This is a genomic window from Streptomyces sp. DH37, assembly GCF_029813835.1.
In the GTDB taxonomy this organism is placed as follows: domain Bacteria; phylum Actinomycetota; class Actinomycetes; order Streptomycetales; family Streptomycetaceae; genus Streptomyces.
Window position 1 is genome coordinate 1 of record NZ_JARVKV010000024.1, and the last position, 17,694, is coordinate 17,694.

Below are 17,694 nucleotides of genomic sequence, written 5' to 3' on the forward strand. Positions count from 1 at the left end.
CGTGGTGGGCCGGGCCCAGCGGCCCCGGCCCACCACCGGTCAGTCGAGGTAGTCCCGCAGAACCTGCGAGCGGGAGGGGTGGCGCAGCTTCGACATCGTCTTGGACTCGATCTGGCGGATCCGCTCACGGGTCACGCCGTAGACCTTGCCGATCTCGTCCAGCGTCTTGGGCTGGCCGTCGGTGAGGCCGAAGCGCATCGAGACCACGCCGGCCTCGCGCTCGCTGAGCGTGTCGAGCACGGAGTGGAGCTGCTCCTGCAGGAGCGTGAAGCTGACCGCGTCGGCCGGGACGACGGCCTCGGAGTCCTCGATGAGGTCACCGAACTCGCTGTCGCCGTCCTCGCCCAGCGGGGTGTGCAGGGAGATCGGCTCGCGGCCGTACTTCTGGACCTCGACGACCTTCTCCGGGGTCATGTCGAGTTCCTTGGCCAGCTCCTCCGGAGTGGGCTCGCGGCCCAGGTCCTGGAGCATCTGACGCTGGACGCGCGCGAGCTTGTTGATCACCTCGACCATGTGCACCGGGATGCGGATGGTGCGGGCCTGGTCGGCCATGGCGCGGGTGATGGCCTGGCGGATCCACCAGGTCGCGTACGTCGAGAACTTGTAACCCTTGGTGTAGTCGAACTTCTCGACGGCGCGGATCAGGCCCAGGTTGCCCTCCTGGATCAGGTCCAGGAAGAGCATGCCGCGGCCGGTGTAGCGCTTGGCCAGCGAGACCACCAGACGGAGGTTGGCCTCCAGGAGGTGGTTCTTGGCGCGGCGGCCGTCCTCGGCGATGATCTCCAGCTCGCGCTTGAGCTTGGGGGCGATCTTGTCGCTGTTGGCGAGTTTGTCCTCGGCGAAGAGACCGGCCTCGATGCGCTTGGCCAGCTCGACCTCCTGCTCGGCGTTGAGCAGGGGGACCTTGCCGATCTGCTTGAGGTAGTCCTTGACCGGGTCGGCGGTGGCGCCTGCGGCGGCGACCTGCTGGGCGGGGGCGTCGTCCTCGTCCTCGTCGGACAGGACGAATCCCTCGTTCTCGCCCTTGACCTCGGCCGCGGGGTCGTCGGCGACCTTGCCGCCCTTCATCGGGGGCTCGTCGATGATGTCCTCGTCGCCCTCGAGCAGCTCGTCGACCTCCCCCTTCTTGGCGGTGGTCTTCTTGGCCGCGGTCTTCTTCGCCGCCACCTTCTTGGCGGTGGTCTTCTTGGCCGCGGTCTTCTTCGCCGCCGCCTTCTTGGCGGGCTTCGCCGCGGCGTCCTCGGCGACTCCCTCCGCGTCCTCGGCGGGGTCCTCCGCGCCGGCGACCGGGGCGGCCTTCCTGACGGCGGTCTTCTTGGCGGCGACCGTCTTGGTCGCGGTGCGCTTGGCCGGGGTCTTCGCTGCGACGCTCTTCCGGGTGCGCTTGGGGGCCTCAGCGGCACTCACCATCAGCGTCACACCCTCCTCGTCGAGGATCTGGTTGAGGCTGCGCAGGACGTTCTTCCACTGGGTCGGCGGAATCTGGTCAGCCTCGAAGGCCCGACGCACATCGTCGCCGGCGATCTGCCCCTCGGCCTTTCCCCGCTCAATGAGCGCCATCACAGACGCGGACTCGGCGATCTCCGCAGGGAGCGTACGGGATGTGCTGGCCGACACGAACAACCTCTCGGAACGATGGAAACGGCTTCGGCCCCGCCCACGAAGGGATCCGGAACCTGCAAGCCCCGGCGGGGATGACCGGCGGCTCGGGTGGAGCGACGGAGGAGTTACAGCGCCGGATACGGCGTCCGTATTCCCCCGCTGACTGCCACCTCTTGAGTCATCGCGCTGCCACGCGAAGCGTTACGCCCAATTAGAGTGTCCCGAGTCACAGGACATATACGGCCAGATCGCCTTATACGGTGATGGATCTCCGGTTCATGGGCCCGGAGGGGCCGGTGCGGCAGAAGGGGGACACGGGACCGGACGGATGTCGCCGGACCCCGCTTCGGGCGGGACCCGGCGACACCGTGCGGACCTGGCCGGCGCCGGCCGTCAGTGCTCGCGGGGCGCGGGCACCACGTGGTCGGAGGCGCCGCTCCCGGACGGCGGGGCCGCCGGGACCTGCGCCTCGGACGGCGCGGCGGAGGAGGTCCCGGGCGCGGGGGCCGCCGGAGCCGGCGCCCCGGATGTCGCGGGGACGGCCGCCTCGGTGGGCGCCATGAACAACTGGCGCACCGCGCTCTCGGCGGTGGCGGCCTCTCCGGCGGCGACGGCGTCGGCGATCCTGCGGTGGTGGGCCACCGACGCCTCGGTGGGGCGCTCGCACCCGGCGGCGGGTGCTCCGGAGACCTGGAGGGCCGCGCCGACGATGCCGGAGAGGTGCTCCAGCATCCGGTTGCCGGCGGCCTGCAGGAGCAGGGCGTGGAACTCGGCGTCGGCCCGGGAGAAGGTCAGGCCGTCCCCCTGGGCGAGCGTGTGCCCCATGATCTCGACCATGTCCGCGAGGCGCTGCTGGATCTCGTCGCGGCCGTGGTCCGCGGCGAGGCGGGCGGCCAGCGGTTCGATGGCCCAGCGCAGCTCGCACAGTTCACGGCGCTGGTCCTCGCGCTGCGGACCGAAGGCGCGCCACTCGATGATGTCGGGGTCCAGGAGATTCCAGTCGCTGACCGGGCGGACTCGCGTCCCGACGTTGGGGCGGGCGCTGACCAGGCCCTTGGCCTCCAGGACCCGGAGCGACTCGCGGACGACGGTGCGCGACACCTCGAAGCGCTGGCCGATCTCCTCGGGCACGAGGGGGCGGTCGGCGCCGAGGTCCCCGGAGACGATCATCTGACCCAGTTGCTGTACGAGTTGGCCGTGCAGCCCGCGCCCCCGGTTCCCGGCGGCGCGGCGTCCGGCCCGGGCCATGTCCGCTTCGCCGCCGTCCCAGGCGGAGACGCTGGTGGCACGGGCCGCGCCGGTCGACTCGGCGTAGGCGTAACGGTCCGGCTCGCCCGAACCCGTGAGGCCGGAGTCGGCGGAGCGAGCCGAGGTCATCATGGTGTGCGCAAGGGTAGTCACGCATCCTTTGTCGGCGGTGCTCCGGACGGCCTTGAGGGCTTTGGTGAAAAGCACACGAAAGGGTGATCGGCGACCTCCACGCAATTGACGCCTTATCGGAAAGGAAAGGTCTTCCGATCTGGCATATGCGGCAGTTGACGCGCGCCGGCGGCGGCTCCGGACCGCCGTGGGCCGCGAACCCGCTGGTGAGCGGCGCGCCGGGCGGGGACGCCCCGGGCTGCGGGCGAGGCGCCCGAGCGCGGCGGGAGGCGTGGCGCCGGCCCCCCTCCCCTCAGATCTCCGGGCGCAGCATCGGGGGGTTCAGCAGCGTCGCCCCGCCGGCCCGGAACAGTTGTGCGGGCCGCCCGCCCTGACGGGTCGTCGTACCGCCGGTCGGCACCAGGAAGCCGGGAGTGCCGGTGACCTTGCGGTGGAAGTTCCGCGGATCGAGGGCGACTCCCCACACCGCTTCGTAGACCCGCCGCAGCTCCCCCACCGTGAACTCCGGCGGGCAGAAGGCGGTGGCGAGCGAGGAGTACTCGATCTTCGAACGGGCGCGCTCCACCCCGTCCGCGAGGATCCGGGTGTGGTCGAAGGCGAGCGGGGCGGGCTCTCCGCCGCCCCGGTCCGGGCCGTCGCCGGGAGGCAGCAGGGTGTCCACCGGGGCCCAGCGGACGCTGTCCGCGTCGCCTCCGGCCGTGGGGGTGGGCAGGTCGGGGGCGAGTACCAGATGGGCGACGCTGACCACCCGCATCCTCGGGTCCCGCTCCGGATCACCGTAGGTGGCGAGCTGTTCGAGGTGGGCGCCGGCCTGCCGGTCGTCCGGTCCCTGGACGCGCAGCCCGGTCTCCTCGGTGAGTTCGCGGGCGGCCGCGGCCCCGAGGTCCTCGTCGATGCGTACGAACCCCCCGGGCAGCGCCCACCGTCCCTGGTACGGCGGCTCGCCCCGGCGTACGACCAGCGCGCACAGGGCGTGCCTGCGCACGGTGAGCACGACCAGGTCGACGGTGACGGCGAAGGGAGGGAAGGCCGACGGGTCGTAGGGCATGCCGTGATCATAGTCGTCTGCCTGACGATAAACAGGGGCCCGCGCCGTTCCGCCGTCAGCCGCGGGCCGCCGCGCTCCCGAGGCCGCGCGCGGCCCGCTGCCGGCGCAGACACTGCCTCAGCGGTTCGGGGTCGAGTCCGCTGTTGCAGGCGCCGTGGAGCAGCCGCGCGAAGACGTACCCGGGGTCCAGCTCCAGCGCGCGGCCCAGCGCCACGCGCGCGCCGGGCTCGTCCCCGCCGGACCAGGCGACCCACCCCGCGAGGGTGAGCGGGGCGGCGGCGTGTTCGGCGTAGGCCCCCACGCACCGCCGGGCCAGCGCCCGCCACAGCCGCAGGGCGGGGGCGGCGTCCGAGCCCTCCATCCACTCCGCGGCCCAGTCCCGGGTGATCCGGTCCTGGAGGCCGAGGATCACGGTGGCGGCCTCCTCGTGGGAGAGGAGGCGGTCGTCCCGGGCGTCGGCCCCGGCCCTCCCCTCCCGCCGGTCCGCGGCGGGTGCGGACCGGTAGCGTTCGAGCAGCCGCCGGGCGAGCGCGAGGGTCTCGGCGCGTACCGTCCCGCGGTCGGCGTCGCCCAGCATCCGGGGCACCAGGGCCGTGCCCGCGAGGTCGAGGGCCCGCTCCTGCGGTCCGGCGACCGGCGGGCCGAGCGGGGCGAGCCTGGCCGTCATCTCCTTCAGGGTGCCCTCCACCCGCAGCCCGGCGTACGCGGCGGCGGCCGCCATGGCCGAGGTGCCGGGGACGCCCAGCGGGGTGCCCTCGGCGGGACAGCACCGGGTGTCGGGGCAGCAGTAGGACCAGTACCGTCCGCCGGAGACGCACAGCGCCTCGTACACGGGCATCTCCAGCGCCCCGCAGGCGATCCGCAACCGCTGGGCGAGCGGCCTGAGGCGCTCCATGACGGCCTGGCCGCTCTCGCCGTCGGCCGGCTCCCGGCACAGGAAGACGAGGGCTCCGTCCGGGCTGTCGCCGCGCGGCACGCCGCTGCCGCGCAGGCAGTCGGCGAGCTGTTCGGCGAGGTCGGGCCACCCCTCCTCCTGCGCGGGGATGCCCACCCGGAGCCTGCCGCCGAAGCGGCCGTTCGGGCCGTGGAGGCCGACCAGGACGACGGAGTCGTCGGGGTGGTAGCCGAGCAGGTACGGGAGGGAGTCGATCAGCTCGGCCGGGCCGCGCAGGGTGACCCGGGCGGCGGCGGACGGCTGCTGGGCGGATTCGCTGTGCTGTGTCATGCCCCGACAGTGCCGCGCACGGGCGGGACGCCGCGCGGCGTTGTCCACAGGCGGCCTCAGCGGTCCGATGGTCGTATCGATCACAGAAACGGCGGGTCGTCCACAGGGCGTTCGCGCGGTGTCGGTGTCATCGGGTTGCATGGACGCATGAGCGAGGAGAACCTGCGCGTCGAGGCCGACGCCGTACTGTCCCGCCTCACCGGCGACGCCACCGGCACGGCGAGGCTGCGCACCGACCAGTGGCGCGCCGTCGAGGCCCTGGTGGTGGAGCGCCGGCGGACCCTGGTGGTCCAGCGCACCGGCTGGGGCAAGTCGGCGGTGTACTTCGTGGCGACCGCGCTGCTGCGCGAGCGCGGCGGGGGGCCGACCGTGATCGTCTCCCCGCTGCTGGCGCTGATGCGCAACCAGGTCGAGGCCGCGGAGCGGGCGGGCATCCGCGCCCGGACGATCAACTCCGCGAACACCGAGGAGTGGGAGGCGGTCCACACCGAGGTGGCCGCCGGCGAGGTCGACGTGCTGCTCGTCAGCCCGGAACGCCTGAACAACCCCGACTTCCGCGATCAGGTGCTGCCGAAGCTGGCCGCCACCACCGGACTGCTGGTGGTCGACGAGGCGCACTGCATCTCCGACTGGGGCCACGACTTCCGGCCCGACTACCGGCGGCTGCGGACGATGCTCGCCGAGCTCCCCCCGGGCGTCCCGGTGCTGGCCACCACCGCGACGGCCAACGCACGGGTGACGGCCGACGTGGCCGAGCAGCTGGGCACCGGCGGAGCGGGGACGGACGCGCTCGTGCTGCGCGGCCCGCTGGACCGGGAGAGCCTCAGCCTGGGGGTGCTGCGCCTGCCGGACGCGGCGCACCGGCTGGCCTGGCTCGACAGCCATCTCCACGAGCTGCCGGGCTCCGGCATCGTCTACACCCTGACGGTCTCGGCGGCCGAGGAGGTGGCGGCCTTCCTGCGGCAGCGGGGGCACACGGTGTCCTCCTACACCGGGCGGACGGAGAACGCCGACCGGGAGGCGGCCGAGGCGGACCTGCTGGGCAACAGGGTCAAGGCGCTGGTGGCCACCTCCGCGCTGGGCATGGGCTTCGACAAGCCGGACCTGGGCTTCGTCGTCCACCTGGGCTCCCCCTCCTCCCCCATCGCCTACTACCAGCAGGTGGGCCGGGCCGGGCGCGGCGTGGAGCACGCCGAGGTGCTACTGCTGCCCGGCGCGGAGGACGAGGCGATCTGGCGGTACTTCGCCTCCCTGGCCTTCCCCCCCGAGGAGCAGGTGCGCCGCACGCTGGAGGTGCTGGCCTCGGCCGACCGGCCGCTGTCGCTGCCGGCCCTGGAGCCCCTGGTGGAACTGCGCCGCTCGCGGCTGGAGACGATGCTCAAGGTGCTCGACGTGGACGGGGCGGTGCGGCGGGTGCGCGGCGGCTGGATCGCCACGGGCGAGCCGTGGTCCTACGACACCGAGCGGTACGCCTGGGTCGCGCGGCAGCGGGAGGCCGAGCAGCGGGCGATGCGGGAGTACGCCGCCGCGTCCGGATGCCGGATGGAGTTCCTGCGGCGGCAGTTGGACGACGAGGAGGCGGCGCCCTGCGGCCGGTGCGACAACTGCGCGGGCCCGCGGTTCGGCACCGAGGTCGACCCGGCGGCGCTGGAGGCCGCGCGGGGCGAACTGGGGCGTCCCGGTGTGGAGGTGGAGCCCCGCAGGATGTGGCCGACGGGACTGCCCGCGATCGGGCTGGACCTCAAGGGGCGCGTGCCGGCGGGCGAGCAGGCCTCCCCCGGCAGGGCCCTGGGCCGGCTGTCCGACATCGGCTGGGGCAACCGGCTGCGCCCGCTGCTGGAGTCCCCGTCGCAGGACGGGCCGGTGCCCGGCGACGTGGCCGACGCCGTCGTCACGGTGCTCGCCGACTGGGCGCGGGGCCCCGGCGGCTGGGCCTCCGGGGAGGAGGGCGCGCCGGCCCGTCCGGTGGGCGTGGTGACCATCGACTCGCGGACCCGGCCGCGGCTGATCAGGTCCCTCGGGGAAAGGATCGCGGCGGTCGGCCGGATGCCGCTGCTGGGCACCGTGGAGTACGCCGAGGGGGCGGCGGACACCCGCATTCCGCGCAGCAACAGCGCGCAGCGGCTCCGGGCCCTGCACGGCGCGCTGACCGTGCCCGGACCGCTGGCGGAGGCGGTCGCGGCCGCCGGTGGCCCGGTGCTGCTGGTGGACGACCTCACGGAGACCGGCTGGACCCTGGCCGTGGCCGCGCGGCTGCTGCGCCGGGCCGGGGCGGAAGGGGTGATGCCGCTGGTGCTGGCGGTGCGGGGATGACCCGCCAGCCGCCGTCGGGCGGCGGCCCGACGTGACCGGCGCGACCCGGTCCTCCATTGCCGCCACCGCGTTCGCCGGTGAGAATTGGTGCGGCGCCACGGACGAAGGACGGAGGGAGGACCATGACCTTCGGCTTCGCCTCGCCACCGCCCGCCGAGGCCCTGACCCGCACCGGCCGTGCTCTCGAACCCGCGGAGTGGGCCGCCGCCGGGATCCCCCTGCTGCGCAGCCCGCGCGAGACGGTCACCGGCCTGCACGCCCGCCACCGGCCCGGACCGGCCACCTCCGTCGTCGCGGTGCTCGGCCCGGACGAGCGGGTCGTCGCGAGTGCGTCGTTCACCCGGGTCGGCTCCGCCCCGGACGGCTGGGAGTGCCGCAACGTCCTGCTGTCCCAGCTGCGCCGGATCGTTCCGCACGATCTGCGCCGCCGCAGGCCCGCGCGCACCGCCGTCCTGCTGTGCTGCCGGGAGGACGGCCCGGGGTGGACGGAGCAGGACGGCGCGTGGATGTGGGGACTGCGCGACGCCTGCACCCTGCACGGCCTGCGGTGCGGCGCTTACCTCACGCTGACCCGTACCGGCTGGCAGGTGCTCGGCGAGGACCGCTGCGGGCGGCGGCCGTACCTCGGCGGCCCGGCCGTCCTCGACGGCCGGCCGGAGGACGAGGGCCCCCGGGTTCCCGGGGCGCGGCGGAGTACGGCGGCCCGCTGACCCGCCGGGCGGCGGACGGCGGGCCCGGGGCGCCGGTCAGAGCAGCGTGCGCAGCCGCTGCGGATCGCCGCAGACGATCAGCCGCGAGCCCGTCCTGGTGAGGGCCGCGGGCAGCGCCCGCGCGGCCTGCTCGTCCGTCCCGCCGTTGACGGCGAGCACGACGACCGGGCGGCCGGCGGTGCGGTCCGCGGCCGACGCGTGGGCGTAGAAGACGTCCTCGCCCTCGGTCTGCTGCCGCCAGTAGGCGTCCTCGCCGAAGGTGAGTTCGTGCTGCGCCCAGGGGTGCTGCTCCCCGGTGGTGAACACCAGGACGTCGGCGGGCGGGCAGCCCTCGTCGAGCAGTTCGTCGACGGTCCGGTCGGCGACCTCGACCGCGGTCGCGTCGGTGGCGTCGACGAGCCGGATCTGCGGTGCGGCACTCGGCGAGGCCGCCCCCGCCTCCGCCGCGGGCTGCTCCGCGGCCGGGTGCGGGGACGTCGCGGTGCGCGCCGGCACCGGCCTGCCGGGGGCGGGACGGCTGCGGTCGGCCCGCGGCGGTGTCGGCCGGGGACCGGGGACGGGTGCGGAGGGGCGGGGAACCTGTGGGGCCCGGGTGGTGCCCGCCGTGTTGCGGGGGCCGGGGACATTCGGGTGGATCTTGGGCTCCTCGGAGCTGTGCGGCATGGGGTGTTGTCTATCAAACGCCGGTGCGGGTTGCGCCAGCGGGTTCGGAAAAAGATTCGGTTTCGGCTCAGAAGAGACCGATCTGATCGGTTCGCTCGGCGCGCGCCCGCTTCAGGTGCCGCCAGCGCGGCAGCGCGTCCAGATACGACCACGACAGCCGGTGGTGGGGCGTGGGCCCCAGCTCCTCGAGGGCGGAGCGGTGCGCGGGCGAGGGGTAGCCGGCGTTGCGGTCGAAGCCGAACTCGGCGTGTTCGGCGCCCAGTTCGGCCATGAGGGCGTCCCGGTGCACCTTGGCGATCACGGACGCGGCGGCGACCGCGACGCAGGACCGGTCGCCCTTGACCACCGTACGGACCCGCCAGGGCGCTCCCAGGTAGTCGTGCCTGCCGTCGAGGATCACCGCGTCGGGGCGGACCGGAAGCGCCTCCAGAGCGCGTACGGCGGCGAGCCGGAGGGCGGCCGTCATGCCCAGCTCGTCGATCTCCCCGGGGGAGGCGTGCCCGAGCGCGTGGGTGGTGACCCAGCCGGCGAGCAGCCCGGCGAGTTCGGCGCGGCGCGCGGGGCTGATGAGCTTGGAGTCCGTCAGGCCCTCGGGCGGGCGGCGCAGTCCGGTGACCGCCGCGCAGACGGTCACGGGCCCGGCCCAGGCGCCCCGGCCGACCTCGTCGACTCCGGCGACGACCCTCGCCCCCGTGGTGGCCCGCAGGGAACGTTCGACGCGGTGGGTGGGAGGCTCGTACGGCATGGCGTCAGCCAGGGTACGCCCGGGGGCGGCCGGGCGAGCCGGGGGGTGCCCCGGGCCGGGACCGGAACCGGAGGCGGGACCGGGGACAGGCCCGGGACGGGCCGGAGACCAGGTCCGGGCGTGCGCCTCAGCCGGTGCGCGGACTGAGCAGCGGCATCATCACCTGGTCCACGACGTCGACGATGTCGGCCTCCTCCAGCGGGGCCCCGGCGGTCTTGTGCCGGTACATCATGATGGCGGGCACCACGTCCACGATCAGGTCGCCCGTGGCGTCGGGCCTGACCTCGCCGCGTTCGATGCCGCGCCGCACCACCTCGCCGATCATCCGCTTGCCGGGCTCCAGCACCCTGCCGACGATGAGACCGATGAAGCGCTCGGCCTCGGTCCGGTCGCACTCGTCCAGCACGGCCCGCAGCGCGCAGCCGCTCGGGGAGTACATCGCCTCCCGCATCCGCCCGCACAGCTGGACGAGGTCCTCGCGCAGACTGCCGCAGTCCGGCAGCTCCTGGGGACCGGGCAGCGCGGCCCGCAGGGCGTCGGCCACCAGCTCGCTCTTGGAGGGCCAGCGGCGGTAGACGGCCGCCTTGCCGGTGCGGGCCCGGGCCGCGACCCCCTCCATGGTCAGCCCCGTCCATCCGGCGCTGCCCAGCTGCTCGAGCGTCGCGTCGAGGATCGCCCGCTCCAGTTCGGGGCCCCGGCGGCGCGCCCCCGGTGCTCCCGTTTCCGCGTTGCGCGAAGTGGCCATGTCCGTCTCTCCGTCGGTCCTCGTCGTCCACGGGGGATCCGGCGGCCCGTCCGGCGCGCCACCGGCCGGCGGGTCCGCGAGCGCGATCCCTAGTGAACGCTTGCGTTCCCTAGTCGACTCTCACTAGGGTGATGGGAACAGTGAACGGCCGCGTTCACTGTTTCTCAAGTGGGGGAATCAGGGGGATTTCACACGTGGCGACCTCTCATCCGGCTGTCGATCGGAAAGAACCGCACGTCCGCGAGCGGCAGGCACGGCGCGGCGTCGCGCTGTTCGTGATCGCCGCCTGCCAGCTCATGGTGGTGCTCGACGCCACCATCGTGAACATCGCGCTTCCGCACATCAGGGAAGCGCTCGACTTCTCGACCGCGGGCCTGTCCTGGGTGGTCACGTCCTACACCCTCACCTTCGGCGGTCTGCTGCTGCTCGGCGGCAGGGCCGGCGACATCCTGGGGCGGCGCCGGGTCTTCACGGCCGGTGTCCTGCTCTTCGTCGTGGCCTCCCTGCTGGGCGGACTGGCGCAGGAGCCCTGGCAACTGCTCCTGGCGCGGGCGCTGCAGGGCGCGGGCGGCGCGATCGCCTCGCCCACCGCCCTGGCCCTGGTCGCGACCACCTTCCCCGAAGGACCCGAGCGCAACCGGGCGTTCGGCGTGTTCGCGGCCGTCTCGGCGGGCGGCGGCGCCATCGGGCTGCTCGCGGGCGGCATGCTCACCGAGTGGCTGAGCTGGCGCTGGGTGATGTTCGTCAACGTTCCCATCGGCATCCTGATCGCGGTGCTCGCCCCGCTGTACATCGCGGAGTCGCGGCGCCATCCGGGCCGTTTCGACATCACCGGCGCGCTGACCTCCACCACGGGTGTGGCCTCCCTCGTCTACGGGTTCGTCCGGGCCGCCGAGGAGGGATGGCGCGACGGGGTGACCCTCGGGGCCTTCGGCGCGGCCGTCGTGCTGCTGGCGGCGTTCGTCCTCAACGAGTCCCGCGTCGGCGACCCGATCACACCTCTGCGGATGTTCGCCGACCGCAACCGCTCCGGCACGTACCTGATCATGCTCAGCCTGGCCGCGGCGATGTTCGGGATGTTCTTCTTCATCGTGCTGTTCGTCCAGGACGTGCTGGGTTACTCCCCGATCACCGCGGGGCTCGCCTTCCTTCCTGTGACCGTCGCCATCGTGGCGGGAGCGGGCGTCTCGCAGCGGCTGCTGCCCACGGTCGGCCCCAAGCCGTTCATGGTGGCCGGCTCCCTCATCGCCGGCGTCGGCATGGCCTGGCTGACGTTCGTCGATCCGGACAGCGGCTACCTGGACGGCGTGCTGGGACCGATGCTGTTCTTCGGCTTCGGCATGGGGCTGAACTTCGTGACCCTGACGCTCACCGCCGTCTCCGGGGTCGCCCAGCACGAGGCCGGGGCGGCCTCCGGTCTGCTCAACGCCACCCAGCAGGTGGGCGGCTCGCTCGGTCTGTCCATCCTGATGACCGTCTTCGGCACCGCGAGCCGCGAGGAGGCCGAGAAGCGGATACCCGACTTCATGGCCGAGGCGTCACCGGAGCAGCGGGCCGAGTTCGCCAGGACGCACGAACTGCCCGACCCGTGGGGCGACGCGGTGCTGGCCCAGGGGATGTCCACCGCCTTCGCCGCGTCGGCCGCGCTGGTCGCGCTCGCCCTGCTCACCGCCGTGCTGGTGATACGGGTCCGCAGAAGTGACCTGGAGGCTCTCAACGGGGCGGCGGGCGCGGGAGGACCCGCCGCCTGACCGGGAGCCGGGGAGGGGGTCGGGTCCGCCGCTCAGTACGAGTCGCGGACCCGACCCTCCCGGTCCACCTGTCCGCAGGGACCGCCGCTCCGGTCGCCGCTCCGGTCGCCGGGGAGACCGACGGAGCGGTCGACGGGGCGGTCGGCGAGCACCGAACGGGCCCGCGCCTCCCCGTAACTGGTCGCGTACCAGGGCTCGTCACCGCCGAGGACGTCGTCGGCGATGTGGCGCAGGGCGCAGGAGCGCTGGGGTTCGGGCAGGCCGTCCAGGGCCGGCACGGCGTCGGCGGAGAGGTCCTGGAGGTACTCCAGATCGATCTTCCCGGTGCGCTCGAAGCGCCGGACGTTCTGCTCCGCGACCAGCGCGTCCGGTGAGACGAGCCCGAAGCACAGCACGGCGGCGCCGGCGCTCGCCACGACCGCGCGGGGCAGCAGGCGCGCGCCGAACACCCCGGCCGCCATGATCAGCACCACGACGAGGCCGAGCCACAGCTCGATCCCGGCCACGGACACCCTCAGCCTGGTCAGGCCGTACGCGTCGACGTACAGATCCATGCGGCGCAGCGCCGAGAGCACCACGACGAGGGTCAGTGCGCAGAGGGTGCCCAGCACGGCACGGACCAGCGTGCGGTCGCGGGCCGCGCCGCGCGGCGCCCAGCGCAGGGCCAGCGCGATCACGACGAGGGTCAGGAGGGTGGCGGTCAGCAGTTGCCAGAAGCCCTGGCGGGCGTACTCGGCGTAGGTCAGCCCCGTCTCGTCGAGCACCTTGTCGTAGCCGCCGAAGAGAACGGTGAGCTGGATGGCGATGAAGACGGCGAACAGCGCGTTCAGCACGATCAGGGGAAGCGCCCACTCCACGCGCCCCCGGGGCCGCCCCGGGCCGCCCTCGACGCGGTCCCAGCGCCAGGGGGCCGCGGCGGTGCGGGCCGCTCCCAGCGCGCCCGCCACTCCCAGGACGAACAGGACGGCGTGCAGCGGCCCGTCCGACACCGAGGTCTCGGGCACCAGCCCGGTCAGCAGGTCCGCGAAGGCCGCGTCCGCCCCCGCGAACAGCGCGCCGAAGACGACCAGCAGCACGACGGCGACGCCGCCCGTCCGGATGACGGGCCACCAGCGGTCGCGCGAGCCGTCCGCCCGCTCCCGCAGCCCGCGCCAGGCCCAGACGGCCCCGGGCAGGACCTCGCCGAGCACCCCGGCACAGCCGAGCAGCACGCCGCGCCAGGTGCGGGTTCCGTGCAGCGCCAGCGAGCCCGCCGCGAGCGCGGCCGTCAGCGCCAGGAAGGTCGGCCACCCCGCGTCCCGCAGCGCGGGCACCAGCAGCAGCGCCAGCCCGCCCACGGCCCACACCAGCGACCACAGGTGGATCCGGCGCCCCGCGGCCCGGCCGGCCAGGTACGCGGCGAGGGCCGCCGGCAGGGCGACCAGCAGCACGTTGATCCCCAGACCGTCGCCGAGCAGCAGCCCGGCCAGCGCCCCGGTGGCCAGCACCGCCCAGACGGTGGCCCAGCCGATCGGCGCGGGCTCCTCCGGCCGCGCCGCCGTCACCCAGGCGGGCGGAGGCGGAGGCTCGTACGCGGTCCAGGACGACGCGCCGTGCCGTGCCCTCGGGGACCGTTCGCCCGGGGCGGTCCGCCGCGCCGTGTGCGCGGGCGCCTCGGGCGGCCCGGCGTCCTTCGGCGCGGTGTCCTTCGGCGCGGCACCCTCCGGTGCGGTGTCCCCCGGCCCGGCTCCCTCCGACACGGTGTCCCCCGGCGCGGCGTCCTCCGACACGGCCTCCTTCGGCGTCGTGCCCTTCGTGCCCTTCGCCCCCTCCGCCGCGGGCGCGCCGAACGGCTGGTCGGACATGAGTCCCCCTCCCCCACCACGGCTTCCCCACCGCCTCGCGGTGATCAGCGCGATGACTCGGGCGCCACCGTAGTGCGCCCCCGGCGCGCACACGCACCCGAGGCGCCGCTCTGTGACACAGCGGTGACAGGGTCGGACCGGCGCACGCGGCCGGGCGCACGCCCGGAGCCGCCGGGGCCGGCCCGCCGCGGCCTCAACCCCTCACGAGCCCCTCACGGGACCCTGCCGGGACGCCCGCGGACCCCCGACATGCCGTACGTCTCCCCGGACTCCCCCGCGTACGGCCCGGCGTACGACTCGGGGGTGCACCAGCGTTCGAACGGCCGGTCCAGGTGGTAGCGCCCGTCCGACCCCAGCAGCAGGGCCCGCATCTCCCCGTTGCCCGGGTTCGACAGCGACTCGAACTCGGCGACCGTCCAGTGCAGCCACCGCATGCAGAACAGCCGCATGGTCAGCCCGTGCGTCACCAGCAGCACGTTCGGCGGGTGGTCGGGCGACTCGAAACTGCGCCACAGGCTCTCCAGGAAGGCCCCGACCCGGTCGTAGACGTCCGCGCCCGACTCCCCCTGCGCGAAGCGGTAGAAGAAGTGGCCGTACGCGTCGCGCGACGCCTTCTGCCGCCGTACGTCCTCGCGGTCCTGCCAGTTCCCCCAGTCCTGCTCGCGCAGCCTGGGCTCCTCGCGCACCCGCACCCGCGTCGGGTCCAGGCGCAGCGCGCGGAAGGTCTGGTGGGCGCGGCGGTACGGCGAGACGTAGGCCGAGACGTGCTCGTCGCCGAAGAGCGCCCGCAGCCGCTCCCCCACCGCCTCGGCCTGCCGGAATCCGCGCTCGGTGAGGCTCAGGGCGTGGTCGGGCACCCGCTCGTAGACCGAGTCGTCGAAGTTTCCCTCCGACTCGCCGTGCCGGACCAGGACGATGCGCCGGGGTCGTGCCATGTGCCCACCCTAGGCGTGCGCGGGCCCCGCGGCCCAACCAGCCCGGCGGCGGACCCGGCGGCGGGTCGCACCGGCGCCGTCCCGCACCGGTTTCAGGCCCTGCACCGGTCCCAGGCCCTGCGCCGGTCTCAGACGGTCCACCCCGGCTCGAGGTCGATCACGTCCCCGTCGACGGCCGCGACATCGGCCCCCAGCTGGGCGCGGAGCGCCAGTCGCTCGATCCGCTCCGTGCGGTACTTGCCGTGCTCCGCGGCCGAGTCCCACATCGACAGCACCAGGAACTCGTCCTCGGCCTGCGCCTGCGCGAAGACCCCCCGCAGCATCCCGGGCGATCCGGCCATGGCCGGGTTCCACACCTTCTCCTGCATCAGGGTGTAGTGCTCGATGCGCTCCCTCCGCACCCGGCAGTGGGCGACGCGCAGCAGGTCGGCGTCCGTGAACTGCGGCCGGAACCCCACCTTCACGTCGAAGCGGTACTCGAAGAGGCGGGTCTGGGCGCCCTTGTAGGTGCCGTTCTGCGAGGCCGCCAGCCGATCGTGGGAGCGTGCCATGAACGAGTCGTAGAAGGCGCGGCTCTCCCAGAAGCCGAAGAGGTGCGCCACACCCGGCCGGGAACGGCTCCAACCGCCGCCCTGAGCGCGGAAGCCCGGCTCGCCGAGCAGGCCCGCCCACTTCCGCTGCCCCCGCTCGAAGCCGCGTCGGTCGACCACCGTGCACCGCATCCACTTGACCAGCACCGCGCCATCGTACGGCCATATCGGTGGCTGATCGCATGGCTCGTCACGGACCGGATCCGACGGGAGTGAGGCGCCCGGCCCCCTGTTCGACCCCCGCCGGAGGCTGCCGTCGGCGCGGAGCCGGGGGGAGGCACGCGTCCTCACCTCCCGCACAGGGGCGGACGCGCCGCCGGCCGCCCCCCGGCCCGCCCGCGGCCGGCTCAGCGCCCCGCGCCGGTCCGGGCGGCCAGGTACTCGTCGTAGGTGACGCGCCCCACCTCGCGTCCCGGCGCCAGATGGCCGCCCGCGCGGTAGCCGCGGAAGATCTTCCCCGGCAGCCTCAGCGGCAGCACCGGACGGCGCCGGCCGCGCGCCCGCAGCGTCGTCCGCGTCAGCTCCGCGTGGTCGCGCACCTGCGGCCCGCCCATGTCGGGCACCCGGCCGGCGGGCTCCCCGGCCGCCAGCTCCACGAGGCGGTCGGCCACCTCCGCCGCGTCGACCGGCTGGAAGCGCACCCCGGCGAACGCCACGGCCACCGGCAGCCGGCGCTGCGCGTCGACGGTCCCGGCGATCAGGTCGTGGAACTGGGTGGCCCGCAGAACGGTCCAGGGCAGCCCCGACTCCTCCACGACCCGTTCGGCCTCCAGCTTGGCCCGGTAGTAGGGGAGCGGCACCCGGTCGACCCCGACGATGGAGACGTGGACCAGGTGCGGACGGCCCCCGGAGCGGCGCGCGGCGTCGGCCAGGCGGCGGGTCGCGGCCACGTCCCCGCGCCCGGCGGCCGTCGCGCAGTGCACGATCACCGCGGCGCCCGCGACCGCCTCCTCGATCCCGCTCCCCTTCTCCAGATCGCCGGTCGTCCACTCGTACGGCTCGCGGTCGTCGGCGGGGCGCGGGCGGCGGCTGAGCACGCGTACCGCGCGCCCGCGCTCCAGCAGCCGCCGCACGACCTGACGGCCCAGCGTGCCGGTGCCGCCGGTCACCAGGACGGGGGCGCCGACCTCTCCTCGGGACTCCACGGGTTCCACTGTTCGTCCGCCTTTCCGGTTCACGGTGTTCCTTCCACCCGTGGGACGGACGGGCCACCGGCGGATGTGACATCTCACCCGTCCGCCGTCCCGGCCGGCGAACGCGCCCCTGGCCGAAGGGCACCCGCGGCCCGTGCGCGCGTGATCGCCGCGGGCTCGCCGCGGGCTCGCCGCGGGCTCGCCGCTTCCGCCCGGCGCGGGGTGCCGCGCGTGGCACCATGGACGAACAGCGCCCGGTCCCGCGGCAGTTGGCCGCACCGGGCGCGGACGTGTCCCGCGGCGGCCCGGTTCCGAGGGAACCGAGGAAGGGGAGGGAGCCTGGTGAGCAGTCTCAACAAGGGGGTCGGCAAGGTCGAGGTGGCGCTGAGGTGGGATCCGAGTCCCTCCGGCGCGCCGTCCCACGACCTCGACATCGTCGCCGCGACCTACTCGGCGGACGACCCGTACGGCGAGCCGGTGTACCTCGTGCACTTCGACCGGCGCTCACCGGACGGCACCATCATCCTCAACAGGGACAGCAGGACCGGCCTGGGCTTCGGCAACGACGAGGTCATGACCGTGGAACTCGAACGCCTGGCCCCCTCGTTCGGCCGCGTGGTCGTGGGCGTGGCCATCCAGCAGAGCGGGGGGCGCAGGACGTTCGGCGACATAGCGAACACCGGAGTCCGGATCACCGAGGGGTACACCGAGCTGGCCCGGCACGACTTCTCCGCCGTCTCCGGCGCCACGGCCGCCACCGTCGCGGAGTTCACCCGCAACGGCTCGGGCGCCTGGGAGTTCCGCGAGGACGTCCGCGGATTCGACACCGACCCGGACTCCTTCGCCCGGCGGATGGGCGCCGTCCCCGCCTGACCCGCGCGTTCCCCGCCGCGGCGGGACTCCGTACGGCGGGTTTCCACCCGGCGGGTTTCCACGCGGCGGCTCGCCGCACCGGGCACGGCACCCGCGCACCGCATGCGCCGAGGGCGGTGGAACCGGAAGACCGGCCC

Annotated in this window: 15 protein-coding genes; 4 read left to right on the top strand and 11 right to left on the bottom strand. The window is 74.4% G+C overall.

Annotated elements, in window-relative coordinates; translation table 11 throughout:
- Positions 1-39: 39 nt before the first annotated feature.
- The 4 genes from QC029_RS14365 to QC029_RS14380 all read right to left on the bottom strand — a co-directional run bounded on the left by QC029_RS14365 (position 40) and on the right by QC029_RS14380 (position 5,255).
- Positions 40-1,617 (bottom strand): RNA polymerase sigma factor, encoded by a 1,578-nt coding sequence (locus tag QC029_RS14365; protein ID WP_279556029.1) that lies wholly within the window; start codon positions 1,615-1,617, stop codon positions 40-42.
- Positions 1,618-1,995: 378 nt separating this feature from the next.
- Entirely contained in the window at positions 1,996-3,057 is a 1,062-nt protein-coding gene (locus tag QC029_RS14370) for a FadR/GntR family transcriptional regulator (protein WP_279556030.1), read from the bottom strand.
- 217 nt (positions 3,058-3,274) lie between these two features.
- Entirely contained in the window at positions 3,275-4,030 is a 756-nt protein-coding gene (locus QC029_RS14375; protein ID WP_279556031.1) for an NUDIX domain-containing protein, read from the bottom strand.
- A gap of 55 nt (positions 4,031-4,085) precedes the next feature.
- Complete coding sequence (locus QC029_RS14380; RefSeq protein WP_336621588.1) at positions 4,086-5,255, bottom strand: DUF4192 domain-containing protein; 1,170 nt, start codon at positions 5,253-5,255, stop codon at positions 4,086-4,088.
- 147 nt (positions 5,256-5,402) lie between these two features.
- Here QC029_RS14380 and QC029_RS14385 point away from each other — a divergent pair, with 147 nt between their 5' ends.
- The gene (locus QC029_RS14385; protein WP_279556032.1) at positions 5,403-7,568 is read left to right on the top strand and encodes a RecQ family ATP-dependent DNA helicase; all 2,166 of its coding nucleotides are present in this window, start codon (positions 5,403-5,405) and stop codon (positions 7,566-7,568) included.
- Between the two features lie 122 nt (positions 7,569-7,690).
- Complete coding sequence (locus QC029_RS14390) at positions 7,691-8,278, top strand: hypothetical protein (protein WP_279556033.1); 588 nt, start codon at positions 7,691-7,693, stop codon at positions 8,276-8,278.
- Between the two features lie 36 nt (positions 8,279-8,314).
- Here the strand turns inward: QC029_RS14390 and QC029_RS14395 are convergent, their stop codons facing one another.
- From QC029_RS14395 to QC029_RS14405, 3 genes are all read right to left on the bottom strand, one after another.
- Positions 8,315-8,941 carry a hypothetical protein gene (locus tag QC029_RS14395; protein ID WP_279556034.1) on the bottom strand — a complete coding sequence of 209 codons (627 nt, stop codon included), beginning with the start codon at positions 8,939-8,941 and terminating at the stop codon, positions 8,315-8,317.
- 67 nt (positions 8,942-9,008) lie between these two features.
- Complete coding sequence (locus tag QC029_RS14400; RefSeq protein WP_279556035.1) at positions 9,009-9,686, bottom strand: ribonuclease HII; 678 nt, start codon at positions 9,684-9,686, stop codon at positions 9,009-9,011.
- Positions 9,687-9,813: 127 nt separating this feature from the next.
- On the bottom strand, positions 9,814-10,431 hold the full coding sequence (locus QC029_RS14405; RefSeq protein ID WP_279556036.1) for a TetR/AcrR family transcriptional regulator: 618 nt from the start codon (positions 10,429-10,431) through the stop codon (positions 9,814-9,816).
- 269 nt (positions 10,432-10,700) lie between these two features.
- Between QC029_RS14405 and QC029_RS14410 the strand changes: the two genes are divergently transcribed.
- Positions 10,701-12,182, top strand: a complete 1,482-nt coding sequence (locus QC029_RS14410; RefSeq protein WP_279556077.1) for an MFS transporter — start codon at positions 10,701-10,703, stop codon at positions 12,180-12,182.
- Between the two features lie 32 nt (positions 12,183-12,214).
- Here the strand turns inward: QC029_RS14410 and QC029_RS14415 are convergent, their stop codons facing one another.
- From QC029_RS14415 to QC029_RS14430, 4 genes are all read right to left on the bottom strand, one after another.
- Entirely contained in the window at positions 12,215-14,026 is a 1,812-nt protein-coding gene (locus QC029_RS14415; protein WP_279556037.1) for a DUF4173 domain-containing protein, read from the bottom strand.
- A gap of 212 nt (positions 14,027-14,238) precedes the next feature.
- A complete protein-coding gene (locus tag QC029_RS14420) occupies positions 14,239-14,961 on the bottom strand; it encodes a histidine phosphatase family protein (RefSeq protein WP_279556038.1) in 723 nt (240 codons plus the stop codon).
- A gap of 128 nt (positions 14,962-15,089) precedes the next feature.
- Positions 15,090-15,698 carry a YdbC family protein gene (locus QC029_RS14425; protein WP_279556039.1) on the bottom strand — a complete coding sequence of 203 codons (609 nt, stop codon included), beginning with the start codon at positions 15,696-15,698 and terminating at the stop codon, positions 15,090-15,092.
- 200 nt (positions 15,699-15,898) lie between these two features.
- Entirely contained in the window at positions 15,899-16,696 is a 798-nt protein-coding gene (locus tag QC029_RS14430) for an SDR family oxidoreductase (RefSeq protein WP_279556040.1), read from the bottom strand.
- 330 nt (positions 16,697-17,026) lie between these two features.
- On the opposite strand from QC029_RS14430, the gene QC029_RS14435 reads away from it, so the two are divergent.
- Positions 17,027-17,557, top strand: coding sequence for a TerD family protein (locus tag QC029_RS14435; RefSeq protein WP_279556041.1), 531 nt, complete (start codon positions 17,027-17,029; stop codon positions 17,555-17,557).
- The last annotated feature ends 137 nt before the right edge of the window (positions 17,558-17,694 follow it).